Source organism: Dactylosporangium maewongense (genome assembly GCF_039531485.1).
GTDB classification, from domain to species: Bacteria; Actinomycetota; Actinomycetes; order Mycobacteriales; family Micromonosporaceae; genus Dactylosporangium; species Dactylosporangium maewongense.
The window spans coordinates 81,032-107,770 of the sequence record NZ_BAAAQD010000004.1 but is presented as its reverse complement, the minus strand read 5'-3'; the positions used below and the strand labels follow the sequence as shown (position 1 = coordinate 107,770).

20 protein-coding genes are annotated in these 26,739 nt (G+C 74.9%); 17 read left to right on the top strand and 3 right to left on the bottom strand.

Features of this window, described 5'->3' with window-relative positions; genetic code table 11:
• The first annotated feature begins 1 nt into the window (after position 1).
• From ABD332_RS12590 to ABD332_RS12560, 7 genes are read left to right on the top strand one after another with little or no spacing between them, the layout of a single operon-like run.
• Positions 2-1,843: a dipeptide/oligopeptide/nickel ABC transporter permease/ATP-binding protein gene (locus tag ABD332_RS12590; RefSeq protein ID WP_344502005.1), complete on the top strand. Its 1,842-nt coding sequence runs from the start codon at positions 2-4 to the stop codon at positions 1,841-1,843.
• On the top strand, positions 1,840-2,850 hold the full coding sequence (locus ABD332_RS12585; protein ID WP_344502004.1) for an ABC transporter ATP-binding protein: 1,011 nt from the start codon (positions 1,840-1,842) through the stop codon (positions 2,848-2,850). The genes ABD332_RS12590 and ABD332_RS12585 overlap by 4 nt, the downstream gene beginning before the upstream one ends.
• Entirely contained in the window at positions 2,847-6,206 is a 3,360-nt protein-coding gene (locus ABD332_RS12580) for a serine hydrolase (RefSeq protein ID WP_344502003.1), read from the top strand. Before ABD332_RS12585 ends, ABD332_RS12580 begins: the two co-directional genes overlap by 4 nt.
• Positions 6,196-7,350, top strand: coding sequence for a M20 family metallopeptidase (locus ABD332_RS12575; RefSeq protein WP_344502002.1), 1,155 nt, complete (start codon positions 6,196-6,198; stop codon positions 7,348-7,350). The genes ABD332_RS12580 and ABD332_RS12575 overlap by 11 nt, the downstream gene beginning before the upstream one ends.
• Entirely contained in the window at positions 7,350-8,267 is a 918-nt protein-coding gene (locus tag ABD332_RS12570) for a GNAT family N-acetyltransferase (protein ID WP_344502001.1), read from the top strand. Before ABD332_RS12575 ends, ABD332_RS12570 begins: the two co-directional genes overlap by 1 nt.
• Positions 8,264-9,370, top strand: a complete 1,107-nt coding sequence (menC, locus tag ABD332_RS12565; RefSeq protein WP_344502000.1) for an o-succinylbenzoate synthase — start codon at positions 8,264-8,266, stop codon at positions 9,368-9,370. The genes ABD332_RS12570 and menC overlap by 4 nt, the downstream gene beginning before the upstream one ends.
• 10 nt (positions 9,371-9,380) lie before the next feature.
• Positions 9,381-11,021, top strand: a complete 1,641-nt coding sequence (locus ABD332_RS12560; RefSeq protein ID WP_344501999.1) for a PucR family transcriptional regulator — start codon at positions 9,381-9,383, stop codon at positions 11,019-11,021.
• A 21-nt stretch (positions 11,022-11,042) separates the two neighbouring features.
• On the opposite strand, the gene ABD332_RS12555 is transcribed toward ABD332_RS12560, so the two are convergent.
• Positions 11,043-11,753, bottom strand: coding sequence for an alpha/beta fold hydrolase (locus ABD332_RS12555; RefSeq protein ID WP_344501998.1), 711 nt, complete (start codon positions 11,751-11,753; stop codon positions 11,043-11,045).
• Between the two features lie 49 nt (positions 11,754-11,802).
• Here ABD332_RS12555 and ABD332_RS12550 point away from each other — a divergent pair, with 49 nt between their 5' ends.
• The 3 genes from ABD332_RS12550 to ABD332_RS12540 all read left to right on the top strand — a co-directional run bounded on the left by ABD332_RS12550 (position 11,803) and on the right by ABD332_RS12540 (position 13,735).
• Positions 11,803-12,639, top strand: a complete 837-nt coding sequence (locus tag ABD332_RS12550) for a helix-turn-helix transcriptional regulator (protein ID WP_344501997.1) — start codon at positions 11,803-11,805, stop codon at positions 12,637-12,639.
• A 182-nt stretch (positions 12,640-12,821) separates the two neighbouring features.
• Positions 12,822-13,565, top strand: a complete 744-nt coding sequence (locus ABD332_RS12545) for a hypothetical protein (RefSeq protein WP_344501996.1) — start codon at positions 12,822-12,824, stop codon at positions 13,563-13,565.
• Positions 13,559-13,735 (top strand): hypothetical protein, encoded by a 177-nt coding sequence (locus tag ABD332_RS12540; RefSeq protein ID WP_344501995.1) that lies wholly within the window; start codon positions 13,559-13,561, stop codon positions 13,733-13,735. Before ABD332_RS12545 ends, ABD332_RS12540 begins: the two co-directional genes overlap by 7 nt.
• Before the next feature lie 63 nt (positions 13,736-13,798).
• Here the strand turns inward: ABD332_RS12540 and ABD332_RS12535 are convergent, their stop codons facing one another.
• The gene (locus ABD332_RS12535) at positions 13,799-14,920 is read right to left on the bottom strand and encodes a serine hydrolase domain-containing protein (RefSeq protein ID WP_344501994.1); all 1,122 of its coding nucleotides are present in this window, start codon (positions 14,918-14,920) and stop codon (positions 13,799-13,801) included.
• A 278-nt stretch (positions 14,921-15,198) separates the two neighbouring features.
• Here ABD332_RS12535 and ABD332_RS12530 point away from each other — a divergent pair, with 278 nt between their 5' ends.
• Positions 15,199-18,918, top strand: a complete 3,720-nt coding sequence (locus ABD332_RS12530; protein WP_344501993.1) for a nidogen-like domain-containing protein — start codon at positions 15,199-15,201, stop codon at positions 18,916-18,918.
• A 21-nt stretch (positions 18,919-18,939) separates the two neighbouring features.
• On the opposite strand, the gene ABD332_RS12525 is transcribed toward ABD332_RS12530, so the two are convergent.
• The gene (locus ABD332_RS12525; RefSeq protein WP_344501992.1) at positions 18,940-20,319 is read right to left on the bottom strand and encodes a TY-Chap domain-containing protein; all 1,380 of its coding nucleotides are present in this window, start codon (positions 20,317-20,319) and stop codon (positions 18,940-18,942) included.
• Positions 20,320-20,493: 174 nt separating this feature from the next.
• Between ABD332_RS12525 and ABD332_RS12520 the strand changes: the two genes are divergently transcribed.
• The 6 genes from ABD332_RS12520 (at position 20,494) to ABD332_RS12495 (ending at position 26,691) form a co-directional block, all read left to right on the top strand.
• Positions 20,494-22,296: a serine/threonine-protein kinase gene (locus ABD332_RS12520; protein WP_344501991.1), complete on the top strand. Its 1,803-nt coding sequence runs from the start codon at positions 20,494-20,496 to the stop codon at positions 22,294-22,296.
• A gap of 149 nt (positions 22,297-22,445) precedes the next feature.
• Positions 22,446-22,919, top strand: coding sequence for an RrF2 family transcriptional regulator (locus ABD332_RS12515; RefSeq protein ID WP_344501990.1), 474 nt, complete (start codon positions 22,446-22,448; stop codon positions 22,917-22,919).
• The gene (locus ABD332_RS12510) at positions 22,916-23,953 is read left to right on the top strand and encodes a sulfate ABC transporter substrate-binding protein (protein ID WP_344501989.1); all 1,038 of its coding nucleotides are present in this window, start codon (positions 22,916-22,918) and stop codon (positions 23,951-23,953) included. The genes ABD332_RS12515 and ABD332_RS12510 overlap by 4 nt, the downstream gene beginning before the upstream one ends.
• Positions 23,950-24,807, top strand: a complete 858-nt coding sequence (gene cysT, locus ABD332_RS12505) for a sulfate ABC transporter permease subunit CysT (protein WP_344501988.1) — start codon at positions 23,950-23,952, stop codon at positions 24,805-24,807. The genes ABD332_RS12510 and cysT overlap by 4 nt, the downstream gene beginning before the upstream one ends.
• On the top strand, positions 24,800-25,675 hold the full coding sequence (locus tag ABD332_RS12500) for a sulfate ABC transporter permease subunit (RefSeq protein WP_344501987.1): 876 nt from the start codon (positions 24,800-24,802) through the stop codon (positions 25,673-25,675). The genes cysT and ABD332_RS12500 overlap by 8 nt, the downstream gene beginning before the upstream one ends.
• On the top strand, positions 25,672-26,691 hold the full coding sequence (locus ABD332_RS12495) for a sulfate/molybdate ABC transporter ATP-binding protein (protein ID WP_344501986.1): 1,020 nt from the start codon (positions 25,672-25,674) through the stop codon (positions 26,689-26,691). The genes ABD332_RS12500 and ABD332_RS12495 overlap by 4 nt, the downstream gene beginning before the upstream one ends.
• Positions 26,692-26,739 lie beyond the last annotated feature (48 nt).

Genomic DNA, 26,739 nt, shown 5'->3' with positions numbered 1-26,739 from the left:
CGTGCCGAAGCGACTGCGTACCCCGCTCGGCGTGACCGCGGCGGTCCTGCTCACGGCGGTGCTGGCCCTGGCGGTCCTGGCGCCTCTGCTCCTGCGCGGGCGGGCCGACGCCGTGGACACCGCGAACATCCTGCAGGGCCCGTCGGCGGCACACTGGGCCGGCACCGACGGGCTCGGCCGGGACATCTTCTTCCGGGTCCTGGTCGCCACCCGGCTCTCGGTGGTGCTGGCGCTGCTGTCGACCGGCCTGGGCGTCGTCATCGGGCTGCTGCTCGGCGCCGCGCCGCAGCTGATCGGCGCGCGCCTCGGCCGCCTCGTGACCGCCGGCGTGAACGTCGCGGTCGCGTTCCCCGGGCTGCTGCTCGCGCTGAGCTTCGCGGTCATCTTCGGGGTGGGCACCAAGGGCTCCGTCCTCGCGATCGGCTTCGCGGTCGCGCCCGCCTTCGCGCGGCTGACCGGCACGCTGGTCGCCTCGGTCGCCGAGCGGGACTTCGTCGCCGCCGCCCGGATCGCGGGGGTGGGCCGGCTCCGCGTCCTGGTCCGGCACGTCCTGCCCAACATCGGCGAGCCGCTCGTCGTCAACGCGACCGTCGCGGCCGGCGGCTCGCTGCTCGCCTTCGCCGGCCTGTCCTACCTCGGCCTCGGCGTGCAGGCACCGTCGTACGACTGGGGGCGGCTGCTCGGCGAGGGCCTCAACAGCCTGTACGTCCACCCGCTCGCGGCCCTGGTCCCGGGCGCCGCGGTTGTGCTCGCCGGGCTGGCGTTCAACCTCACCGGCGAGGCGGTCGCCCGGCAGATCGGCCAGAGCACGCCGCTGTTCACCGCCGTGCGCCGCTCGCCCCGGCAGGAGCCGGCCGCGCCGTCCACAGTGGACAAGGACGGCGACACCGTGCTCGCCGTGGAGAACCTCCGCGTCTCGTTCGGCGAGCTGACGCCGGTCCGCGGGCTGAGCTTCACGATCCGCCGCGGCGAGGCGGTCGGCGTGGTCGGCGAGTCCGGCTCCGGCAAGAGCCTCACCGCCCTGGCGGTCGCCCAGCTGATCGAGGCGCCCGGCGAGGTGCGCGCCGACCGGCTGGAGTTCGCCGGGGAGGACCTGCGGCACGGGCCGAGCCGGGCCCAGCGGCGCCTGCTCGGCACCTCGTTCGCGATGGTGTTCCAGGACCCGATGTCGTCGTTCAACCCGACCCAGCGCATCGGCCGGCAGCTCGCCGAGCCCGCTGTCCAGCATCAGGGCCTCAGCCGCCGGGAGGCGTTCGCGCGGGCCGTCGACCGGCTGCGCGCCGTCCGGCTGCCCGCGCCCGAGCGGCGCGCGCACCAGTTCCCGCACGAGTTCTCCGGCGGCATGCGGCAGCGGGCGATGATCGGGATGGGCCTGATGGGCACCCCCGCGCTCATCGTCGCCGACGAGCCGACCACCGCGCTGGACGTGACCGTGCAGCGGCAGGTGCTGGCGCTGCTGGAGGACATCCGGGCCGCCGACTCGGTCGCGTTGCTGCTGATCAGCCACGACATCACCGTCGTCGGCCAGGTCTGCCAGCGGGTGCTGGTGATGTACGCGGGGCGCGTCGTGGAGGACGTGGCCGCCGCGGCGCTGCCCGCCGGGGCGCGGCACCCGTACACCCGGGCGCTGCTCGCGGCGGTGCCGCACCTCGGCACCGACCGGGACCTGCCGCTGACCGTCATCCCGGGCAGGCCGGTCGAGCCCGGCGAGGTGCCCGCCGGCTGCGCGTTCGCGCCCCGCTGCGGGTACGCCGACGAGCAGTGCCGGCGCGAGGAGCCACCGTTGGAGACCGACGCCACCGGGGCGCGGGTCGCCTGCTGGCACGTGGGTGAGGTCCGGTGAACGAGCTGCGCTTCCGGGACGTGTCGGTCCGCTTCGGCGGGCGGCGGCGCGGCGTCACCGCCGTCGACCGCGTCGACCTCACCGTCCCCGCCGGCAGCGTCGTGGGGCTCGTCGGCGAGTCCGGCTCCGGCAAGTCGACCCTCGCCCGCGCGGCGGTCGGCCTCGCCCCGCTGTCCGGCGGGGAGATCCTGCTGGACAGGCGGCGGCTGCCGCGCACCCCCGGCACCGACGCCGGGCGCCGCGTGCAGATGGTGTTCCAGGACCCGTACTCGTCGCTCGACCCGCGGATGACGATCGGCGCCTCCATCGCCGAGGCGGTGCCGCGCGGCACGACCGCCGCCGCCCGGCGCGCCGAGGTCGCCCGGCTCCTCGACCTGGTCGAGCTGGCGCCGGAGCGGGCCCGGCAGTACCCGGCGCAGCTGTCCGGCGGGCAGCGGCAGCGGGTCGCCCTCGCCCGCGCCCTCGCCGCCCGCCCCGACGTGATCGTCGCCGACGAGATCACCTCCGCGCTGGACGTGTCCATCCAGGGCACCGTGCTGAACCTGGTGCGCGACCTGCAGCGCCGGCTGGGCCTGTCGATGCTGTTCATCTCGCACAACCTGGCGGTCGTCCGCTACGTCAGCGACGTCCTCGCCGTCATGTACCTCGGCCGGATCGTCGAGTGCGGGCCGGTCGACGACGTGCTCGGCGACCCGCAGCACCCGTACACCCGGCAGCTGCTCGCCTCGGCGCCGCAGCCCGGCGGCCCCCGGCCGGCGCTGCTCGGCACGCTGACCGGCACCAAGGCCGTCCTGGACGCCGCGGAGCCCACGGACCCGCACCACCCGCCGGCCGGCTGCCGGTTCCACCCCCGCTGCCCGGTCGGCCCGCTCGTGCTCCAGCGCGACGTCTGCCGCGACACCGAACCGGACGGCGCCGCCCACCGGCACCTGGCCGCCTGCCACTTCGCCGCGCCGCGACCCGGCCTTGAAAAGCAAGCCCCGCTTCCCACGAGGAGTCTGTCGTGACCCGACGCCAGCGCATCGACGACCTGCCCACCCTCGCCGCGCCGGAGCAGCCGGCGGTCGCGCCGGACGGCTCACGGGTCGTCTATGTGCTCCGCACCGTGGACGCCGGGGCGGACCGCACCCTGCACAACCTCTGGTGGGCCGGCACCCGCTCGGGCGGGCCGGAGCAGCTCACCCGGGGCGGCGCCGACACGGCGCCGGCGTGGTCGCCGGACGGCACGCGGATCGCGTTCCTGCGGGCCGGCGGCGGCACCACAGGGGGCGCGGCGCAGGTCTGGCTGCTGCCCGCCGGCGGCGGCGAGCCCGAGCAGCTGACGACGCTGCCGCTGGGCGCCGGCCGGCCGGTGTGGAGCCCGGACGGCACGGCCATCGCGTTCGCCGCGCCGGTCGACCTGCACGCCTCCGACGGCGAGGACGACGCGGCCCGGCAGCGGCGCGGCGCCGCGCCGATCGTCGCGGACCGGCTCGACTACCTCGCCGACGGCGCCGGCTACCTGCGCACCATGCGCAGCCACGTGCACGTCGTGGACGTGGCCACCAAGGCGTGCCGCCGGTTCACCGACGGCGACTGGCACGCGGGCGACCCCGCCTGGTCGCCGGACGGCACGCGGCTCGCCTACGCGGCGGCCACCGCGCCCGACGCGGACCGGACGATGCACTGCCCGGTGTACGTGCGCTCCGCCACCGACCCGGCGGCGCCGCCACGGCTCGCCGGGCTCACCGACGGCACCGGCGGCCCGGTCACCTGGGCCGCGGACGGCGGGACGCTGCTGGTCACCGGGTTCCCCGGCCCGCTCACCGGCCACGCGCACCTGCTGCGCGTGCCGCTGGACGGCGGGCCCGTCACCAGCCTGTCCGCCCCGCTGGACCGCAACGTCATGCCGGGCGGGCCGGGCTACCCGGGCGCGCTCCCGGTGACCGTCGACAGTGGACGGTCGGTGCTGTTCTGCGCCCGCGACCGCGGCGACACCCACCTCTACACCGTCCCGGTCGGCGGCGGCGACCCGCGGCCGGTCCTCGCCGGCGCCGGACGCTCGGTCGCCGGCCTGTCCGTCGCCGGCGGCACCGCGGTCGTCCTGCTGCTCACCCCGACCTCCCTCGGCTCGCTCGTCGCCCTCGACCTGAGCACCGGCGACGAGACGGTGCTGGTCCAGCGGGACGCCGAGGCCGACCTGTTCCCGCGGCTGGAGCGGGAGTTCACCATCTCCGACGGCACCGTGGTGCACGGCTGGCTGGTCCGCGACCCGGCGGCGACCGGGCCCGGCCCGCTGCTGCTGGACATCCACGGCGGCCCGCACAACGCGTGGAACGCCGCCGCCGACGACGTCCACCTGTACCACCAGGAGCTCGCCGCGCGGGGCTGGACCGTGCTGCTGCTCAACCCGCGCGGCAGCGACGGCTACGGCGAGGCCTTCTACACCGCCGCGGTCGGCGCCTGGGGCGTCGCCGACGCCAAGGACTTCCTGGAGCCCGTCGACACCCTCGTCGCGGAAGGGGTCGCCGACCCGGCCCGGCTCGCCGTCGCCGGCTACAGCTACGGCGGCTACATGACCTGCTACCTGACCGGTGTCACCGACCGGTTCGCCGCGGCAGTCGCCGGCGGCGTCGTCAGCGACCTGACCAGCGAGTCGGGCACCGCCGACGCGGGCCACTTCCTCAACGCCTTCGAGCTCGCCGGTGGCTCGGTCGCCGACATGTCCCCCATCACCCGGGTGGACCAGGTCCGCACCCCGACCCTGATCCTGCACGGCGCCGCCGACGTGCGGTGCCCCGCCGGGCAGGCGCAGCAGTGGCACACCGCGCTGCGCGAGCGGGACGTGCCGACCCGCCTCGTCCTCTACCCGGACGCCTCGCACCTGTTCATCCTCCAGGGCCGGCCGTCGCACCGGATCGACTTCAACCGCCGGATCGTCGACTGGGTCGAGCGGTTCGCCGCCGACCGCGAGCCCCGACGGCCCGCCCTGGACGCGGCGCACTGGCAGCGCCGGCTGACCGCCCTCGCCCAGCGGCACAAGGTGCCCGGCGCGACGCTCGGCATCCTGCGCCTGCGCCCTGGAGCCGACAGCGGTGGCGACGAGCTGGTGGAGGCGACGTACGGCGTCGTCAACAAGGACACCGGCGTCGGCTCCACCACCGACTCGGTGTTCCAGATCGGGTCGATCTCGAAGGTGTGGACCGCGACCGTGGTCCTGCAGCTCGTCGACGAGGGCCTGCTCGACCTGGACGCGCCGGTCGCCGACGTGCTGCCCGAGTTCCGCCTCGCCGACCCGGAGGTCACCAAGCAGGTCACCATGCGGCACCTGCTCACCCACACCAGCGGCATCGACGGCGACGTGTTCACCGACACCGGGCGCGGCGACGACTGTCTCGAGCGGTACGTGGCGCTGCTCGCCGAGCAGACCCAGAACCACCCGCTCGGCGTCACCTGGTCGTACTGCAACGCCGGTTTCTCCCTCGCCGGCCGGGTCATCGAGAAGCTGACCGGCGGCACCTGGGACGCCGCGCTACGGGCCAGGCTGTCCGGCCCGCTCGGGCTGCGCCGCACCGGCACGCTGCCGGAGGAGGCCCTCGCCCACCGGACCGCGATCGGCCACGTCGGTGAGGACCCCGACGACCTGAAGGTCGCGCCGGCGTGGGCGCTGCCCCGCTCGCTCGGGCCGGCCGGCCTGATCAACGCCACCGCCGCCGACGTGCTCGCGTTCGCCCGGCTGCACCTCACCGGCGGGCTCGCCGCCGACGGCACCCGGGTGCTGAGCGAGGCGAGCGCCGCCGCGATGGCCGCCGAGCACGCCGAGCTGCCCGACAAGTACTCCCTCGGCGACTCGTGGGGGCTCGGCTGGATCCGGTTCGGCTGGGACGGCCACCGGCTCATCGGGCACGACGGCAACACCATCGGCCAGTCCGCGTTCCTGCGCCTGCTGCCCGAGCAGGGCCTCGCCGTCACCCTGCTCACCAACGGCGGCAACGGCCGCGACCTCTACGACGAGCTCTACCGGGAGATCTTCGCCGAGGCGGCCGGCGTCGCGATGCCGCGCCCGATCGCGCCGCCCGCCGAGCCGGTCCAGGTCGACTTCCAGCGGTACCTCGGCACCTACGAGCGGGCCAGCGTCCGCATCGAGGTCTTCGAGCGCGACGGCGGGCCGGTCATGCGGAGCACCGTCACCGGCCCGATCGCCGAGCTGATCCCGGACCCGGTGAGCGAATACGCGATGGTCCCGGTCGAGGAGAACCTGTTCCTGGTCAAGGAACCGTCGGCGCAGAACTGGGCGCCGGTCACGTTCTACGCGCTGCCGACCGGCGAGCCGTACCTGCACTTCGGGGTGCGGGCGACGCCGAAGGTCCACAATGGACACTGAGCTGAACACCGTTTCCCTGCTGCGGTCGATGCGGGCGGCGCTGCCGGCGCTGCTCGCGGAGATCGAGACGCTCGTGCGGGCCGAGTCGCCGTCCACCGACCTCGCCGCCGTCGCCCGCAGCGCCGACGTGCTCGCCGGCGTCGGCGCCCGGCGCCTCGGCGTCGCGCCGGACCGGATCGTCGTCGACGGCCGCACCCACCTGCGCTGGCGGCTCGGCGCCGGACCGGACCGGGTCCTGCTGCTCGGCCACCACGACACGGTGTGGCCGGTCGGCACCCTCGCCACGCACCCGTTCGCCACGACCGGCGGGCGGCTGCGCGGCCCCGGCTGCTTCGACATGAAGGCCGGGGTCGTGATGGCGCTGCACGCGGCCGCCGCCGCGGCCGGGCGGGGCGCCGCCGTGACCGTGCTCATCACCGGCGACGAGGAGATCGGCTCGCCGAGCTCCCAGGCGCTCGTCGAGCAGGAGGCGGCCGGCGCCCGCGCCGCGCTCGTCCTCGAACCGTCCGCGGACGGCGGCGCGCTCAAGACCGCCCGCAAGGGCGCCGGGTTCTACCGGATCCGGATCGCCGGCCGGGCCGCCCACGCCGGGCTCGAGCCGGAGCGCGGGATCAACGCCGGCGTCGAGCTGGCCCACCAGGTCCTCGCCGTGCACCGGCTCGGCGACCCCGCCCTCGGCACCACCGTCACGCCGACCGCGGTGTCGGCCGGCACCACCACCAACACCGTGCCGGCCGCCGCCGAGCTCGCCGTGGACGTCCGCGTCCGCGACGAGGCCGAGCAGCACCGGGTCGCCGCCGCCCTCGCCGGGCTGCGCCCCGTGCTCGACGGCGCGACCCTCGAGGTCGAGGGCGGCGGCAACCGCCCGCCGCTGACCGCCGCCGCGTCCGCCGGGCTCTTCGCCCGCGCCGCCGCGCTCGCCGCCGGGCTGGGCCTGCCGCCGCTGACCGGGGCCGCCGTGGGCGGGGCGTCCGACGGCAACTTCACCGCCGGCGTCGGCACGCCGACGCTCGACGGGCTCGGCGCGGTCGGTGGCGGCGCGCACGCCGACGACGAGCACGTCCTCGTCGACGCGCTGCCCGGACGCACCGCCCTCGTCGCGGCCCTGGTGCTGGACGTCCTGGCCGCCGCGGGAGGTGCGTGATGGCGACCCTTGAAACCGCCGCTACCGCTGCCACCACCGGCGACGCGGCCGCCGACGCCGCCGACGCACAGGCGCGGGCCGCCGCGGACGCGGCCGGGGTGACCGTCCGCGAGACCACCGGCGACGACGGCTTCCAGGCGATGCACCGGCTGTTCGACCGGATCTGGCGGCCCGACCCGGCCAACCAGCCGGTCACCGCCGTGCTGCTGCGGGCGTTCAGCAAGGCCGACAACTACGTCGCCGGCGCGTACGACGGGGACGAGCTCGTCGGCGCGTGCGTCGCGTTCTTCGGCCCGCCGGCGCACGCGACCATGCACAGCCACATCACCGGCGTCGCGGCCGGTGGCGGGCGGCGGGCGGTCGGGTTCGCGCTCAAGACGCACCAGCGCGGCTGGGCCGTGCGCCGCGGGCTGCGGACCATCTCGTGGACCTACGACCCCCTCGTCGCCCGCAACTCCTACTTCAACCTGGCGAAGCTGGCCGCGACCCCGGCGGAGTACCTGACCAACTTCTACGGCGGCATGAACGACGGGCTCAACGGCGCCGACGACAGCGACCGGCTGCTGGTCAGCTGGGACCTGGCCGCGCCGGCCGTGGAGGCGGCGTGCGGCGGGCGGCCGGCTACCCGTACCGTCGAACACGAACTGCACCGGGGCGCGGTGGTCGGCCTGGGACGCTCCGCGGACGGCCGCCCCGCACCCGGTGACCTCGACAAGGACACAGACGGGCGGGCGATCCTGGTGGCGGTGCCGCCGGACATCGAGACGCTGCGGCGGACCGATCCGGACGCCGCCCACGCCTGGCGGATCGCGGTCCGCGAGACGCTCGGCACGCTCATGGCCAACGGCCGGCGGGTGACCGGCTTCGACCGGGCCGGCTGGTACGTGCTCACCGAAGGGAACGACGGGACATCATGAAACTCACCGGGGTCGAGCTGCGGCGCGTCAAGATGCCGCTGGTGGCGCCCTTCCGCACCTCCTTCGGCACCAGCACCGACCGGGACCTGCTGCTGCTGCGGGCGGTCACCCCCGACGCCGAGGGCTGGGGCGAGTGCGTGGCGATGGCCGACCCGCTGTACTCCTCGGAGTACGTCGAGGCCGCCATCGACGTGCTCACCCGGTTCCTCGTGCCGGCGCTCGGGGCGGCCCCGCGGCTCGACGCCAACGCGGTCGGGCCGGTGCTCGCGCCGTACAAGGGACACCGGATGGCGAAGGCGGCCCTGGAGATGGCCGTCCTCGACGCGGAGCTGCGCGCCGCCGGCCGGTCCTTCGCCCGGGAGCTCGGCGCGGTCCACGACCGCGTGCCGTGCGGGGTCTCCGTCGGGATCATGGACTCGATCGGCGAGCTGCTCGACGCGGTCGCCGGGTACGTCGCCGACGGGTACGTGCGGATCAAGCTGAAGATCGAGCCCGGCTGGGACGTCGAGCCCGTCCGGGCGGTCCGCGAGCGCTTCGGCGACGCGCTGCTGCTGCAGGTCGACGCCAACACCGCCTACACCCTCGCCGACGCCCGGCACCTGAGCCGGCTCGACCCGTTCGACCTGCTGCTCATCGAGCAGCCCCTCGACGAGGAGGACCTGCTCGGCCACGCCGCCCTGGCGAAGCTCATCCGCACCCCCGTCTGCCTCGACGAGTCGATCACGTCGGCCCGCAGCGCGGCCGCGGCGATCACGCTCGGCGCCTGCGAGATCGTGAACGTGAAGCCCGGGCGGGTCGGCGGCTACCTGGAGGCGCGCCGGATCCACGACGTCTGTGTGGCGCACGGCGTGCCGGTCTGGTGCGGCGGGATGCTGGAGACCGGCATCGGGCGGGCCGCGAACGTGGCGCTCGCCGCGCTGCCCGGTTTCACCCTGCCCGGCGACACGTCCGCCTCCGGCCGCTACTACCGCACCGACGTCACGGCGCCGTTCGTGCTCGACGACGGCCACCTGGCCGTGCCGGCCGGGCCGGGGCTCGGCGTCGAGCCGCTGCCGGACGTCCTCGCCGGGATCACCACCGAGACGACCTGGATCCGGATCTAGAATTCCTGGTGTGCGACCACAGGCCAGCCTCGGGCGTGTCCTGGACGACCTCGGCGCGACCCTGCTCGAGCTGGTCCACGGCGACCCGGACCTCCACCCGCGGCAGGCCGCCGCGATCGGCGGCGTGGTCATCCACGATCCCCTCGACGAGCCGGTGCTCCCCCAGCACGCGCTGGTCCTCGGGGTCGGCGTCGGCGACGCCGCGGAGACCGCCCGGCTGCTGCGCATGCTCGGCCGGCAGGAGGCCGTCGCGCTGGTCGTGCGGGCGCCGGTGCCGGCCGACCCCGACCTGGCCGCCGCCGCGGCGGAGTCCGGGGTGGCGCTGCTCGGGCTGACCCGCGGCGCGTCGTGGGCGCAGCTCGCCGCGCTGCTGCGCTCGCTGCTGGCCGAGGGCGACGTCGGCGACGCCGAGCCGCAGACTCTCGGCGGGGTGCCGGCCGGTGACCTGTTCGCGCTCGCCAACGCGATCGCGGCGCTGCTCGACGCGCCGGTCACCATCGAGGACCGCAGCTCCCGCGTCCTGGCCTACTCGGGCCGGCAGGACGAGGCCGACCGGTCCCGCATCGAGACGATCCTCGGCCGGCAGGTGCCTGAGCGGTACTCGCGCCAGCTCACCGACCGGGGCATCTTCCGCGACCTGTACCGCAGCGACCAACCCGTCTACGTCGAGCCCGGCGGCGACGACTTCTTCCTGCTGCCCCGGGTCGCGGTCGCGGTCCGGGCCGGCGACGAGATCCTCGGCTCGATCTGGGCGGCCGTGCAGGGGCCCCCGAACCTCGACCGGATGCAGGCGCTGCGGGACGCGGCCCGGGTCGTCGCGCTGCACATGCTGCGCATCCGGGCCGGCGCCGACGTCGAGCGCCGGCTGCGCACCGACCTGCTCAGCACCGCCCTGGAGGGTGGGCCGGGGGCGCTGGACGCGCTGACCCGCCTCGGGCTCGCCGACCGGCCGGTCGCCGTGCTCGGGCTCGCGCTCCTCCCCCGCCCCGACGACCCGTCCGGCGTCACCGCCGACGCGGGCCTCGCCACCGAGCGGCAGCGGCTGGCCGACGCGCTCGCCATGCACATCGGCGCGGTGCACCCGCGCTCGGCGGCGGCCCTCGTCGGCGACGTCGTCTACGGGCTCGTCCCGGTCGCCCGCGGCCGCGCCGACGGCGCCGTCCGCATCGCCACCGACTTCCTCGACCGGGTCGGCGAGCGCACCCCCGCGGTCGCCGGCATCGGCCCGGTCGCGCAGGACGTGGCGGGGCTCGCCGCGGCGAGGGCGGAGGCGGACCGGGCGCTGCGGGTCCTGCGCACCGGCAACACCGCCGGGCGCCGGGTCGCCCGGCTCGCCGACGTGCACGTGGAGGCGCTGCTGCTGGACCTCGCCGACGTCGTGTCGGCCCGCGGTGACCGGCCCAGCGGCGCGGTGGCGAACCTGCTCGCCTACGACGCCAAGCACAACACCAACCTCGTCGACACGCTGCGGGCCTGGCTGGACGCCTTCGGCGACGCGGTCGCCGCCGCCGCGGCGATGTACGTGCACCCGAACACCTTCCGGTACCGGCTGCGCCGGGTGGCCGAGGTCGGCCCGCTCGACCTGCACGACCCCGACGCCCGCTTCGCCGCGATGCTGGAGCTGCGCCTCGCCGCCCGCCCGACCGAGTGACCCGTCGAGGCCGGCGCCAGGTCAGGCGACGGCGGCGAGCAGGCGGTCCGGGGCCTCCAGCTGCGGCAGGTGCCCGGCGCCCGGCAGCAGCGTGAACCGGGCGCCGGGGATGGCCTTGGCGTAGGCGCGGCCGTAGTCGGGCGGGGCGATGCCGTCGGACTCGCCCCACACCACGTGCACCGGCAGGTCGACCGCGGCGAGCCGGTCCCGCAGGCCCGGGTCGGTCATCGACATCCGGGTGTACACGGCGAGCGCCGCCAGGTCGGGCTTCGGGCGGTCCGGGTCCGGCGGGAAGCGCGCCGGGTCGTGGAACGACAGCGCGGCCAGCCCGGCCGGGGTCAGGCCGGACACGTCGGTGACCGGGTGCTCCGGCACGTCGAGGCCGACCGCGTTCACCAGCACGACCCGGCCGACCCGCGGGCTGCGCAGCAGCGCCAGCTCGGCGGCGACCCAGCCGCCGATCGAGTTGCCGAGCACCGTCACGGCCCCGACGTCCAGGCGGTCGAGCAGGCCGGCGTACAGCGCGGCGAGCCCCGCGACGGTGGTGAGGCCCGCGGGCCGGGGCGTGCCCGCGAAGCCGGGGTGCGTCGGCACGATCACCCGCGCGTCCCGGGACGCGGCGAGCAGCCCGGCGAAGGGCAGCATCGAGCGCGGGCCGGCACCGCCGTGCAGGAGCAGGAACGGCTCGGCGCCCGCGCCGAGCTCGAGGTAGGTCACGTCGTCATCGGTCACCGGCCCAGGATTCGGTCCCGGAGCGGGCGGCGGGAGAGGATGGTCCATCGTGGGACCCGCACCAACACCCAGCGCCGCCCGTCGCGCCGCCCTGGCGGACTTCCTCCGGACCCGCCGCGCGGCGCTGCGCCCGCAGGACGCCGGCCTGGACCCCGGCCCGGGCCGGCGCCGCACGCCCGGCCTGCGCCGCGAGGAGGTCGCGCAGCTGTCCGGCGTGGGCCTGTCCTGGTACACGTGGCTCGAGCAGGGCCGCGACGTCGCGCCGTCCGCGCAGGTGCTGCTCGCGCTGAGCCGCGCGCTCGCGCTCACCCCGTCGGAGCGCGACCACCTGTTCCTGCTCGCCGCCGTGGCCCCGCCGCAGCCCGGGGACGGTCCGGTCGACGAGGAGACGGCCGCGTTCGTCGACGCGCTGCTGCCGCACGTCGCGTTCGTGCTGGACCCGCGGTTCGACGTGGTCGCGCACAACCGGGCCGCCGAGATCATCATGTCGGGCCTGGTCGCGCCCCCGGCGGGCGGCCGGCGCAACCTGCTGCTGTGGCTCTTCGACCCGCCGGCCTGGGACACCGGGTCGCCTGCGTGGCAGCGGACCGCCCACGCGAACCTGCTCGACTTCCGCAGCGAATACGCCCGGCACCCCGGCGACCCCGCATCCGTGGCGCTGGTCGAGGAGCTCACCGCGCGCAGCCCGGCGTTCCGGGACTGGTGGGCCGGGCACGACGTGCGGGTCCTGGAGCCGTCCCGCAAGCGGATCCCGCACCCGGTGCTCGGCGACCTCGCGTTCCTGTCGGCCCAGAGCCGCCCGGCCCATGCGCCGTGGCTGCGCCTGCGGATCCTGGTGCCCGCGGACGACCGCACCCGTGCGGCGATCGGGGACCGCCGGCTATGACGGCTGGAGGCAGGGGGTCTCGGCGGTGGCGAGCGGGGCGGCGGTCTGCGGGGCGGTGATCTCGACCGACACCGCGACGCAGCCCCGGCCGGTGCCCAGGACGTTGCCGAAGACGCTGAAGACCCTGGCGCGGGACCATGTACGGGTAGTCGAACCCGCTCGTCCCGCCGTCGGAGGGGCGGGTGGCGCGCAGCCGGATCGTGGCGCCGGTCGGGACCCGTTCGGTGGAGACGAACAGCGGCCACGCGGCGTGCGGCGAGAACCGCAGGGTGAGGCTGCCGTACGGCGGCTGGGCCGCGTCGCGGTCCGGGACGGGCACGGCGCGGGCGCTGACCGCGTCGAGCTGGCAGCGCTGCTCCTGCGGGTCGCTGCCGTCCGCGGCGGCGGACCCGGCCGCCGATGCCGCCCCGGAGGCGTTCGCGGCGGGTGTACCGGACGCGCCGGCGGACGGGGAGGTCGCCGGCCCGGACGTGAACGCGCCGGTGGTGGCGGCGACCGCGACGACCAGCGACCCGACCAGGGCGGCGATCCCGACCGTCAGCGCGAGGGGGCCACGGGCGGGGCGGTCCGGGATCCGGGCGAGGCGACCACGTCCGCCGGCCCGGACAGGGCGGCGGCGGCCCGCCGGAACTTCCGTTTTGACCCGTCATGGACGCTCCCTGCCGTGTAAAGCCTGGTGTCAACCGGCCCGTCGGCTGAACATCCGGTCCGGCCCGGGCACCGGCTACGGCTCGGTCGGCTCCGCCGCGTACGGCGCCGTCGTGAACATCACCTGCTACACCTTCGGCGAGTACGTCGGCGGCGGCTACTGGCCGTCCTCCACGTGGGACCGGATCACCAACCCGGCCACCGGCGCCACCGGCTACGCGGCCGACACGTGGATCTCCACGGCGTACGACGTCAAGACCATGGTGCCGCAGTGCTGAGGCGGGCCCTGGCCGCCCTGGCCACCGCCGCGCTGCTCGGCGCCGTCCTGGTCGCGCCGCAGCCGGCCACGGCGGCGGAGTACGTCAGCAACGGCACCTTCTCCGGCGGGACGGCGAGCTGGCTTCAAAGTCGTGGCGGTAAATATTACAATTCACAATCGACTATGTAATAGACCGTTCGGCTCCCTGGCGAATGCGCCTTTCCGCTTTGTGCGCCACGCATTCGGCAGGAATCAGGTCGATGCCGCGAGGGCGGTCCAGGCGGCGGAGACCGGGGCGAAGCCGCGCAGGTCGCCCGGGCCGCCCATCCTGTTCATGGCGTAGGCGTAGGTCGCCCGGGCGCCGAGGTCGATGACGGCCAGGGAGCCGCCGGCGCCGCCCCAGTACAGCGTGTCCGGGCCGGGCATGAACGGCCCGCCGACCGCGAAGCCGAGCCCGAAGCGCACCGGCATGCCGAGCACGAGGTCGGTGCCCTCGACCTGGACCTCCAGGGCGCTGCGGCAGGTCGCCTCGGACAGGAGGCGGCGGCCCTGGGCGACGCCGCCGCAGGCGAGGACCGTGTGCACCAGGGCGACGGACCGCGCGTTGCCGGTGCCACCGCCGGCGGGGATCTCCGCGGCCCGCCACGCCCGCGAGCCGGCCACCGCCGTGTCCAGCCGCGGGTTGTGCGCCGCGTTGTCCTGCAGCTCGGTCAGGCCGCCGGCGAACGGCTCCTCGTCCGACGGGACCAGGTCGGCGACCCGGGGCTCCTCGGACGCCGGCAGCCCGATGTGGAAGTCCGCGCCGAGCGGCTCCGCGAGCTCCTGCCGGAACACGGTGCCCAGCGTCCGCCCGGTGATCCGCCGGACGATCTCGCCGATCAGGAACCCCTGCGTGACCACGTGGTAGCCGGAGGCGGTGCCGGGCGGCCAGAACGGCTCCTGCGCCGCCAGCAGGGCGGTCACCTTCTCCCAGTCGTACAGGTCCGCGGGTGCGAGGGGCTCGCGCCAGCCGGACAGCCCGGCGGAGTGGCTCATCACCTGCGCGACGGTGACGTCACCCTTGCCGCCGGCCGCGAACTGCGGCCAGTACCGGGCGACCGGCGCGTGGAAGTCCAGCTCGCCCCGGTCGGCGACCAGCAGCGCCGTCAGTGCCGCCATCGTCTTGGTGATCGAGTAGACGTTGACGATCGTGTCCCGCTCCCAGGGCCGGGCCCCGGCCGCGTCGGCGTGCCCGCCCCACAGGTCGGCGACGATCTCACCGTCGACGGTGGCGCAGAAGGACGCCCCCGCCTCGGCGCCGTCGGCGAAGTTCCGCTCGAACGCGGCGCGGACGGCCGCCAGGTCCTGCCGCACGAACCCCCGTACGTCGGTCACGGGCCGACCGTAACGCCGCCCGCGCCCCGCCCCAACCGAAATACCGGCCCGGGCTGAACGTTTCATCGGCCGGACGGTCGGCTAGTCGACAGATACGCGTCGATATTGACGGGGCGTTCACGGGCAGTTCACGTGGCCGCCGTGGAGAAGGGTGACTTGCCACTTCTGTCCGCATCGACCAGTTGCGATGTGTTGGAAGGCTGTCGGTGCCCGGGCACGCTGCGTGCCCCACCGACGACCGCGAGGTGATGATGGACCGAAAGCGGAGAACCCGGACGGTGGTGCTCTGCGCCGTCCTGGCGCTCATGGGCGCCTGTACGCCGGACGGCGGGCCCGGCGGGCCCCATCAGGACGCCGTCAAGCTCACCGTCCCGGCGGACACCGACCGCGGCAGCGTCGTCGTCGCCGGCCGGACCTTCGCCCGCGGCGCCGTCCGCGTCGACGGCGGGGTCCTGCCGGCGACCACGTTCGCCGGGCCGGACGGGAAGTTCGCCGTCGAGGTGCTGCTGCATCCGCAGCGCGCCAACGGCCTCGACGTGCGCGCCTGGGACCCGTCGGGCGGCCGCACCGGCACGGCCCGCGCCCAGGTGCGGCAGCGGATCGCGGCCACCGCCGCCGGCCAGGTCGCCGGCCGGGTCGTCGACCCGGTCACGAAGCTGCCCGTCGCCGCCGCGGTCGTCTCGTACGGCGGCCGGACCGCCACCACCGGCGCCGACGGCGGCTACGTCCTGCGCGGCCTGCCCGACGGCGGGATCGCCCTGGTCGCGAAGAAGGCCGGCCGGCTCGGCGGCCTGAGCGTCGCCCGCGTCGACAAGGCCGCCGGGACCGCGCCGGACCTGACCGTGCAGGCGCTCGCGGCGCCGGTGCGGCTGAGCCCCGACGGCGGCGTGTTCACCGGCCCCGGCTGGCGGGTCGTGGTCCCCCGCGGCGCCGTCAGCCGGCCGACCGACCTGCACATCACGCCGCTCGGCTACAGCGGCGCCAAGGACGTGTTCGGCGCGCCGATCGTCGACCTGTCACCCGACGGGCTGCGCTTCGCCAAGCCGATCACCGTCGCCGTCGACCCGTCCGTCCTCGGCCTGGAGCCGGCGACCGCCAGGATCGTCGGCGTGAACCCGGGCGGCCCGACCGCCACGGTCATCCCGTCGCGGGTCGTCGGGCGGGAGCGGGTCGTCCAGCTGTCGGTGCTCGACGGCGAGGAGATCCGCACCGAGCCCGAGCCCGGCGTCCTCAACCAGTGGGGCGGGCCGGCCGCGTACTGCACGCCCTTCGCCACCTCCGCCGACGCCGACCGGGCCGTCGCCTACCTGCGCGCGACGCTGCTGCCGTTCCTCGGCGCGGTCATCGGCGCGACGTCGCGCGACCTGTGGACCAAGTACCTGCTCGGCGGCGTGCCGACCACGGCCCGCGAGACGATCACCGACGCCGACACGATCCGCCAGTTCCGCTGGAACGCCCCGACCATCGACGCCCGCGACAAGGTCGTCGACCAGCTCGTCGCCGCGCTCGGCACCCCGCCGCAGCTCGCCGCGCCGGCCACCCCGACCACCAAGCAGGTGTCGGACTACCCGCCGATCGGCCGCGGGGTCGACGTCAACTTCAGCTGGCCCTACGACGTGCCGGGCAACATCGCCGGCGCGGTCGGCGGGGTCCAGCTGCCGTCCGGCTACGTCCGCGACGACCGCACCTTCACCGGCGACCTGCGCTTCGTGCCGGCCGCCGACGCCAAGGGCGTCCGGACGAAGGTCGAGCTCGTCGCCGACCTCACCATGACCGTGCACGACTCGATCGACCTGTGCGACGGCGACCCCGGCGCCTGGCTGGAGACCAACGCCACGATCCCGCTCAGCCGCCTCGAGGCGACGCCGCTGCCGTCCGGCACCGGCACCTATGCAAGGCCGATCCTCTTCGAGGCCGCCGTCCCGCTGAAGGACGACCTGCTCCAGCCGAAGCGGCGCGACATCACCGCGCTGTACCCGACGAACGACAAGGACGGCGACGGCGTCCCCGACGCGCAGCCGTGGAACGGCGCCGCCTTCACCCTCGACAACTGCCCGGCGGTCGCCAACCCCACCCAGGCCGACGCCGACGGGGACGGGGCCGGCGACGCCTGTGACGAGCCCGACGACCCGGACCCGGGCGACGGCGGGCTCCCGCCCGGCGGCACCGAACCCCCGCCCGGCGGGGACGGCGGCACCACCGGCGACACCGGCGATGGCGGCGGCCGCGGCACCGGCGGCTCCTACGGCGACCCGCACCTGGTGAGCTTCGACGGCGGCTCGTTCGGCTTCCACGCCGCCGGCGACTACGTCCTCGCCGAGTCCACAGTGGACGACTTCGCGGTCCACGGCCGGTTCGTGCGCCGGCCCGGCACCACGGCGATCAGCCTCAACCGGGCCGTCGCCGCCCGCGTCGGCACCTCGGTCATCGCGTTCGGCGACACCGCGACCGGCGAACGCTTCGACCCGCTCGTCGCGACCCTCGACGGGCAACCGGTCCCGCTCACCCCCGGCATGCGCACCACGCTGCCCGGCGGCGCGGCGCTCACGTTCACCACCGCCGGCGGCGCCGTCGTCACCTGGCCCGACGGCACGAGACTCGCCGCCGGACGGTGGACCGGCGACAACATGTTCGTCACCCTCGCCGAGTCCCGCTACGGGAAGGTCCGCGGCGTGCTCGGCGACGCCGACGGCAACCCGCGCGACGACCTCACCGCCCGCGACGGCACGCTCGTGCGCGACATCCGGGACCGCGCGCAGTTGTACGGGTCGTTCGCCGCGAGCTGGCGGGTGACCGGGCAGGCCTCCCTGCTGCGCAGCGTCCTGCCGGCCGACCGGGTCACCCCGGTGGACCCGGTGGACCAGGCGTCGGTGGCGGCGCTGCCGGCCGCGGCCCGGGCGCACGCCGAGACCGTCTGCCGGGCGCTGCGGCCGGGCGCCGGGCTCGAACAGTGCGTGCTGGACGTCGGCATCACCGGCGACCACACGTTCGCCGCCGACGCCGGCGTGGTGGCGAACCGGCTGCGGTCCACGGTGGACCTCGCCGCGCTGGCGCAAACCGTGGAGACCACCACCGAGATCACCCTGGGGCAGAAGGTGACCGGGTCGCTCGACGCGCCGTTCGCGGTCGACGTCCTCACCGTCACCCTCCAGGCCGGTGACTCGGTCACGGTGTCCACGTTCGGGGTCTGCCCGGGCGACGGCACGTTCGCGGTCACGCTGGTCGCGCCGAGCGGCCGCCCGGTCGGCCGGACCCGCGGCGAGGGCTGCGGCACGCTCGGGTTCACCGGGCTGCGCGAGTCCGGCCGGTACGAGCTGCGCGTCACCGACCAGGGCGGCTTCACCGGCCGGTACGAGCTGCGGGCCGACGGCCGGCAGCTGGACCTCACCTGCAACGCCACGGAGGTCGCCCCCAACGACGACCAGTCGAGCCCGGAGGTGACCCTGCCGTTCGACCTGAACTTCCACGGCCGGACGTTCGGCTCGCTGTGGGTCAACAACAACGGCAACGTCACGTTCGACGGTCCGCTGTCGACGTTCACCGCGGTGCCGATGGACACCATCCGCACCCCGATCGTCGCGGCCTGGTTCGCCGACGTCGACACCCGCGGCGCGGGCTCCCAGCCGGTCCGCTACGGCGGCGGCACCGTCGACGGCCGGCGCGCCTTCTGCGTCGACTTCAACGGGGTCGGCTACTACGACCGGCACGACGACAAGCTCAACGCGTTCCAGCTGTACCTCGTCGACCGCGGCGACGTCGCACCCGGCGCGTTCGACATCGTGCTGCGGTACACCCGCCTCCAATGGGACAAGGGTGACCTCAGCTCCGTGCCCGCCGGGGTCGGCTACTCCAACGGCACGGGGCAGCCGGGGACGTTCGTCGAGCTGCCGGGGTCCCGCACCGACGGCGCGCTGCTGGACCCGTCGCCGACGGGGCTGACCCGCACCTCGACCGGCGGCACCCAGCCGGGCGTGCACATCCTGCCGGTCCGCCCGTAGCGGCGCGACGTCGAGGAAGCCTCAGCGCCTGACGGTGAGCCGGAGGGCGTTGAGGCGCTCGGCGGGGGTGTCGGACCACGCGCCGCCGTCCAGATCGCCGGGCGCGGTGACGCCGGCGCGGTCGAGGGCGGCGGCCACCCGGGCGGCGAGGTCGGCGGCGACGTCCCCGCCCGGGACGGTCTCCACCCGCTCGCCGAACTCGTCGGACCAGCCGAACCGGGCCGTCACCCGCTCACGGGTGAACTCGCCCTCGGCGACCATGGTCCCGCTGGTGCGGCGCAACCGCCAGCGGGCGCTGCTGGCGTACGGGTGCAGCATCGGCAGCGCGGAGCACCACGACGCGAACAGGACCCGCAGCTCGTCCACGGTCCCGTCGAGGGTCTCCGACGGCGAGTGCCAGTAGGTCATCATGCCGTGCAGGGCCTTCGCCTGCGGCGCCTCGACGTCGGGCTCGGTGAACCACAGCTCGTCCGGGGCCCAGTCGTCCGGCGTCATCATCCACTTCTGCTTGTTGTAGATGACGTTCTCGCGCGGGCCGGTCGGCTCCGCCGTCAGCCGGATGTGCCGGCCCCACAGGGCCTCGAGGGTGAGCGTGGTGTCCTCGCCGCGCCAGCGCGCGAGGGGCATCCGGCCCTCGGAGCCGACGATCGGCGGGTGGCCGAGCACCGCGACGGCGGCGGCGAGCGCCCGGCGGAAGTCGTCGGCGACGCCGGCCTCGCCGACCGGCAGCCGCGCGCTCAGCGAGCTGATCTCGCCGTGCCCGTAGTACCCGGCGTCCCAGTCGTGCGCCTCGATCCGCTCGCCGCCGGCGGCCAGGAGCTCGTCGCCGTCCGGCTGCCAGCCCTGCTCGGCGACGAGCCGGTCGAACGTGCCGCGGGACCAGTCGCCGAGCCCGCCGGCGAAGACCGCGCACAGCCGCCGCCACGCCGGTGAGGGCGCCGGCAGCAGCGTCGCCGGGTCCCGGTCGTCGGGCACCTCCTGCCCGGCCTCGGCCGCGACCGTGCGCAGCTGCGGCGCCCGCATCCCGTTGTTGTCGAACGACGTGTACGTCACCTCGGCCGGGTCGGCGAAGCCGTGCACGTCGCGCAGCGTCCGGACGATCACGTCGGCGAGCCGCCGGGCCGTGGCGGGCTCCACCGGCGCCGGGACCTCCGGGAAGCACAGGGTCTCCGCCCCGTCCTCGTCCGGCTGCCACCCCAGCGCGGCGAGGTCCGCCGCCCGCTCCGGCACGTCCCGGGTGAGCATGTACACCGACGGCACGTCCAGCCGGTAGCCGCGGGTGAAGCGGATGAACTGCACGAACCCGTCGCCGCCGGAGAGGGAGATCGCCGCCTCGGGCCGCAGCCCCGCGAGCGCCCCGACGAGCTCGTCGGCCACTTCCGGCCACCCCGCTGCTGCCATCACGCACTCCCCCCGTCGTCCGGTGACGGGTTGGAGCATAGGCGTCCGGGAGCCGGCCGCCGGTGTGAGGGCGGGTGAGGGCGGGTGAGGGCGGGTGAGGGCGTCCGGCAAAGCCGCCGGTGGTCGATGCGGTGGCGGTTAGACTCGCCGCAGCCCTGCCATCCGGGAGGCCTCATGGCCACTGCGCCGCAGATCCACGGCTACCGCGACCTGACGCTGATCAGCGCCCGGGGCGGGCAGGCGCACGTGTACCGGGCGCGCAAGGCGACCATGGACTCCTCCGCCGTCGCGATCAAGGTGTACCGGCGGGACCTCGACGACGCCGACCGGCGGCGGTTCCGCCGCGAGGTCCAGGCACTCCAGGCGCTGCAGGGCCGCCCGCACGTCGTGCGGCTGCTGGAGGCCGACTTCACCGCCGACGGCCGCGGATACGTGGTCATGGACCTCTACGCCGGGTCGGTCGCCGACCGGCTGGCGGTGGAGGGGACGCTGCCCGTCGGCGACGCGCTGCGCATCGGCGCGGAGGTGGCCGAGGCCCTCACCCACACGCACGAGGCGGCGGCGCGCATCCTGCACCGCGACATCAAACCGGGCAACATCCTGCTCACCGGCGACGGCGCGGCGGTGCTGTCCGACTTCGGCATCTCCGCGATCCACCGCGACGACGGCCGGTTCACGGCGACGGCGCGGATCGGCACGCTGGGGTACACGGCGCCGGAGGTGCACGCCGGGGACTCCGAGAGCGTCGCGTCGGACATCTACTCCCTCGGCGCCACCCTGCACACGCTGCTGACCGGCGGCCCGCCGGCCGGGCCGGGCCGGTCGGCGCTCGACGCGGTGCCCGAGCCGGCCGCCACGGTGCTGCGCCGGGCCCTGTCGCCCGACCCGGCGGACCGGCAGGAGTCCGCCCGGCGGCTGCGCGAGGACCTGCTGCGCGCCGCGGACCTCGTGACCACCCGGGAGTCGTCGTTCGCCAGTCCCGCGCCGGCGTCGACCAGGGTCCTGCCGGACGACCCGCCCGGGGCCGTCCGTCCGCGGCTGATCGAGCCGCCGACCACCGACCCGGACCTGGGCCGCAACATCGCCGCCGGCGTGCTCGCCCTGGCCGGCGGGCTCGGCGGGCTGGTGCTGCTCGACTGGGCCTGGTGGGGCGGCGCGCTGATCGTCGCGGCGCCGGTCGGCGTCGCCGCGGCCCTGCGCCGGGGGCTGGGCACCCGGCGGCTGTTCGGCCCGGCCGCCGCGGCGACGCTCGCCTGCTACGCGGTGCCGGGCGTGACCTACCTGACCCGCATCGACGAGGACCCGTTCATCAACCTCGTGATGGTCGTGTTCACGCTGGTCGCGTTCGGCGGCCAGGTCGCCGCGGTGCACGAGGTCGAGCGGTACGCCCGGCAGGACATGGCGCAGTCGGAGACCGCCCGCGCGAACCAGGAGCGCGGGCAGCTGTTCGAGCGGTTCCGCGAGCGGTACTGGCTGGACGGCGCCCATCCGCCGGACTGGCTCGACGACGTGCTCGGGCCGCTGCCCGCGGCCCGGGCGATGCCCTGGCGGGGCGGCGGCGCGCTCCGGTTCGCGGTGGTGTGCGACCGGAGCGTGGCGTTCGTGGCCGTGCTCGACGGTGTGCGCCCCGGCCGGTACGAGCTGAACCCCGCGAACGGGCACCCCTGCCGGGTGTTCGCCGACGGGCGGCCCAACACGTCCGTCGACACGCGGCTCAAGGACCTCGCCCGCGGCGTCGACGCCGCCGGCTGGGGCACCGCCGGGGTCAGCGCCGGCTGCGTCGTCGTGCTGACCACCGACGGCGCGCAGTCCGACGGCATCCGGCTCGCGCCGGCGCAGCTCGAGTCGACGAGCCTGACGGTCGTCGTGGCGCGGGACGCCGGGCCGGCGCTCGTGCGGCTGCTGGCGGGCGCGGACCCGCAGGTCATCGACCCCGTGCTCCTGCAGATGGTCACCGAGCGCGCCCAGCAGGCCTGACCCCCGCCCGGCACACACTCGGCACACGCTCGGTGTAACGCAACCCACACGTCTTGACACCCGTCGCTCCGCAACTATTCTATTCCTACCTACTAACTAGACAAGATAGGCAATGGCAGTACCGGGGGACCCGATCGGAGCACAGCGAGGTGCACATCTCTGTCCGTGCCGACTACGCGATCAGGGCGATGCTCGCGATCGCCGCGGCGGAGCCGGGCCGGATCACGGCATCGGAGCTGGCGCACAGCGAGCGGATGTCCATCGGATCCCTGCAGACGGTGCTTCTTGAACTACGCCGCGTCGGGCTCGTGCACAGCCACCGCGGCACGGAGCGGGGATACGGCCTCGCCCGACCGGCGGCAGCCATCACGGTCGGCGAGATCCTCCGCGCCATGAACGGCGCACTGACCACGGTGCGTGGCCTGCCGACCGGGCAGGCGACGTACGACGGGGTCGGCCGCGGGTTGCGCAAGGTCTGGCTGTCGGTCGACGACGCGGTCAACGCGATCGTCGACCGGGCCACCCTCGCCGACCTGCTCGCCGACCCCGGGCTGGAACTTGACGACGACCACCGCAGCACCCCCTTGAGCACAGCCGACCCCAGGAGGACAGGTTCCCCATGAAGCACCGGATCAGAGCGGCCGCCGCTCTCATGCTCACCGCCGGCTTACTGCTGTCGGCGTGCGCGGGGACCACCAAGAAGGACGACGCCGGCGCCGCCGGCGCGTCGACCACGCTCAACATCGTCGGTTTCGCGGTGCCCGAGGCCGCGAACAAGGCCATCGCCGCGGAGTGGAACAAGACCCCGGCCGGTAAGGGCGTCAAGTTCCAGACCTCCTACGGCGCCTCCGGCGACCAGAGCCGCGCGGTCGTCGCCGGCCTCAAGGCCGACTACGTGCACTTCTCGGTGTCCAGCGACGTGACCCGCCTGGTCGACGCCAAGCTGGTCGACCCGAGCTGGAACGCCGGGCCCACCAAGGGCATCGTGTCCTCGTCGGTCGTGGTCCTCGCGGTGCGCCCCGGCAACCCGAAGGGCATCAAGGGCTGGGACGACCTGGTCAAGCCCGGTATCGGCATCGTCACCCCGAACCCGGCCTCCTCGGGCGCGGCCCGCTGGAACGCCCTGGCGGCATGGGGTCACGTCACCGCCAACGGCGGCACCGACGCCCAGGCCGGCGAGTTCCTCACCAAGCTCTTCGGCAACGTCGTCGCGCTGCCCGGCAGCGGCCGCGACGCCACCACCGCGTTCCTCGGCGGCACCGGCGACGTGCTGCTCGCCTACGAGAACGAGGCCATCCTGGCCCGGCAGAGCGGCGAGAAGCTGGACTGGGTCTACCCGGACACCACGATCCTGATCGAGAACCCGGGCGCGATCCTCACCAACGCCGACCCGAAGGCGAAGGAGTGGCTCGACTTCGTGCTGAGCGTCAACGGTCAGCGCCAGTTCGCACTCAAGGGCTTCCGGCCGATCATCTCCGGGGTCGACACCAAGGGCGTCGAGGGCGCCATCGACCCCGCCAACCCGTTCCCGGCGCCGAAGAAGCTGCTCACCGTCGACAAGGACTTCGAGAGCTGGTCGAAGCTGTCCAAGAAGTTCTTCGACGAGAAAGAGGGCCTCATCGTCAAGATCATCGCCGCTTCGGGCAAGGCCAAGTGACATCCGAGACCACGGTCACGGGCCGGTCGGCGGGCAACCGCCGGCCGGCCCGGTCGGCCGTGTCCGGGCACCCCCTCACGCGCGTCTCCGGGCTCGGGCTCGGGGTCGCGATGCTGTGGTTCAGCCTCCTGGTGCTCATCCCGCTCGCCGCGGTCGTGGCCGTCGCCGGCTCCGAGGGGTGGAGCGGCTTCTGGGACGCGATCACCGCCGAGCAGACCCTCGCGTCGATCGAGCTCACCATCTTCACCTCGATCGGCGTCACGCTGGTCAACGTCGTCATGGGCACGCTCATCGCGTGGGTGCTGGTCCGGGACCGCTTCTTCGGCAAGCGCGTCCTGGAGGTCCTCGTCGACATCCCGTTCGCGCTGCCGACGATCGTCGCCGGTCTGGTGCTGCTGTCGCTGTACGGGCCGAACAGCCCCATCGGGGTCGACATCGCCAACACCAGGGTCGCGGTCTTCGTCGCGTTCCTGTTCGTGACGCTGCCGTTCATCGTGCGGACCGTGCAGCCGGTCCTCGCCGAGATCGACCAGGACGTCGAGGAGGCCGCCGCCTCGCTGGGCGCCAGCCGGTTCACGATCTTCTGGCGGGTCATCCTGCCCAGCCTCACCCCGGCGATCACCGCCGGGGCCGCGCTGTCCTTCGCCCGCGGCGTCAGCGAGTACGGCTCGCTGGTCCTGCTGTCAGGCAACCTCCCGATGCGCACCGAGGTCACCTCGGTGCGCATCTTCAGCAGCATCGAGAACGACCACCTGGAGAACGCGGCCGCCGTCGCCACCGTGCTGCTGGTGATCTCGTTCGCCGTCATCGTGATCCTCGACGTGATCCAGCGAAGGACGGTCCGCCGTGGCTGACACCGCCGTTGTGGAGAAGACCGCCGCACCCCCGGTCAGGAAGGGCGGCGGCAAGGCCTGGACCCGCCGCCGCGGCCCGGTCACCTACCTGGTCCGGCTGGTCGTCGTGGTCTACCTGTTCTTCCTGGTGGCCTGGCCGGTGTACCTCGTCGGCCAGAACACCTTCAAGAACGGCTTCGACGACCTGCAGGCCATCCTCACCGACCCGGACATCGTGCACGCGCTGCACCTGTCGGTCGAGATCGCGATCATCGCGGTGCTCATCAACACGGTCTTCGGCGTCGGCATCTCGATCCTGCTCGTGCGCTACCGCTTCCCCGGCAAGCGCCTGCTCAACGCCCTGCTCGACGTGCCGCTGTCGGTGTCGCCCGTCGTCGTCGGCCTGTCGCTGGTGCTCGTCTACGGCGGCCGCAACGGCTGGTTCGGCCCGACCCTGGAGAGCTGGGGCCTGCAGATCATCTTCGCCGAGGCCGGCATGGTGATGGCCACCGTCTTCGTGGCCCTGCCGCTGGTCATCCGCGAGGTCGTGCCGGTCCTCGAGGAGATCGGCGAGGAGCAGGAGCAGGCCGCCCGCAGCCTCGGCGCCAACGCGTGGCAGACCTTCCGCCGCATCACCCTGCCGTCGATCAAGTGGGGCATCATCTACGGCGTCGTGCTGAGCCTCGCCCGCTCGCTCGGCGAGTTCGGCGCGGTGAAGATCGTGTCCGGCAACGTGCTGGGGCTCACCCGCACCGCACCGCTCGTGGTCGAGGAGAAGTACCTCAACTTCGACAAGGGCGGCGCCTACGCGACCGCGTTCCTCCTCGCCCTCGTCGCGGTGGCGAGCATCATCGTCGTATCCGTCCTCCGGCCGAAGGAAGACCGTTGAGCATCGAAATCGCAGGGGTCGGCAAGCGCTTCGGGGACTTCGTCGCGCTCGACAACGTGTCGGTGAGCATCCCCTCGGGCCGCCTCACGGCGCTGCTCGGCCCGTCCGGCGGCGGCAAGTCCACGCTGCTGCGCATCATCGCGGGCCTCGAACGCGCCGACACCGGCCGGGTCGAGATCGAGGGCGTCGACGCGACGGACCTCCCGCCGCAGAAGCGCAACGTCGGCTTCGTGTTCCAGCACTACGCCGCGTTCAAGCACATGTCGGTGCGCCGCAACGTCGCCTTCGGCCTGCAGATCCGCAAGCGCCCGAAGGACGAGATCGCCGAGCGCGTCGACGAGCTGCTCAAGCTGGTGCACCTGCAGCAGTTCGCCGACCGGCTGCCCGCGCAGCTGTCCGGCGGCCAGCGGCAGCGCATGGCCCTGGCCCGGGCCCTCGCCATCAAGCCGACGGTGCTGCTGCTCGACGAGCCCTTCGGCGCCCTGGACGCCAAGGTCCGCAAGGAGCTGCGCGACTGGCTGCGCCGCCTGCACGACGAGGTCGAGGTCACCACCGTCTTCGTCACCCACGACCAGGAGGAGGCCCTCGAGGTCGCCGACGAGATCGTGGTCATCAACGACGGGCGGATCGAGCAGATCGGCTCGCCCGACGACCTCTACGACCGCCCCGCCAACGACTTCGTCATGCGCTTCCTCGGCCCGGTCACCCAGCTCGGCGGCCGCCTGGTGCGCCCGCACGACCTGCAGATCAGCGCCGGCCCCGCGGACCCGTCCGCCCCGGACGACGTGACCGGGCAGGTCGCGCGGATCACCCGGATCGGCTTCGAGATCCGCATCGACGTGACCACCGCCGCCGGCGAGGACGTCATCGTGACCGTGACCCGCAACGAGTTCCTCGCCCTGGGCATCGACACCGGCGCGACGGTCCACCTGCGGATCGCGCCCGGCAGCCCGACCACCCCGGTCGCGGGGAGGCCCGCCGCCGAGCCCGACCTCGCGAAGACCGGCAGCCACTGAAGCGCCGGGCCGCGCGGCGGGTGCCGCACGGCCCGGCACCCGGAAGAC

Coding starts and splice junctions, on each gene's coding strand:
- ABD332_RS12520 (WP_344501991.1), top strand. CDS start 20,494: ATGGCCACTGCGCCGCAGATCCACGGCTACCGCGACCTGACGCTGATC.
- ABD332_RS12510 (WP_344501989.1), top strand. CDS start 22,916: ATGAAGCACCGGATCAGAGCGGCCGCCGCTCTCATGCTCACCGCCGGC.
- ABD332_RS12525 (WP_344501992.1), bottom strand. CDS start 20,319: ATGGCAGCAGCGGGGTGGCCGGAAGTGGCCGACGAGCTCGTCGGGGCG.
- ABD332_RS12575 (WP_344502002.1), top strand. CDS start 6,196: ATGGACACTGAGCTGAACACCGTTTCCCTGCTGCGGTCGATGCGGGCG.
- ABD332_RS12570 (WP_344502001.1), top strand. CDS start 7,350: ATGGCGACCCTTGAAACCGCCGCTACCGCTGCCACCACCGGCGACGCG.
- menC (WP_344502000.1), top strand. CDS start 8,264: ATGAAACTCACCGGGGTCGAGCTGCGGCGCGTCAAGATGCCGCTGGTG.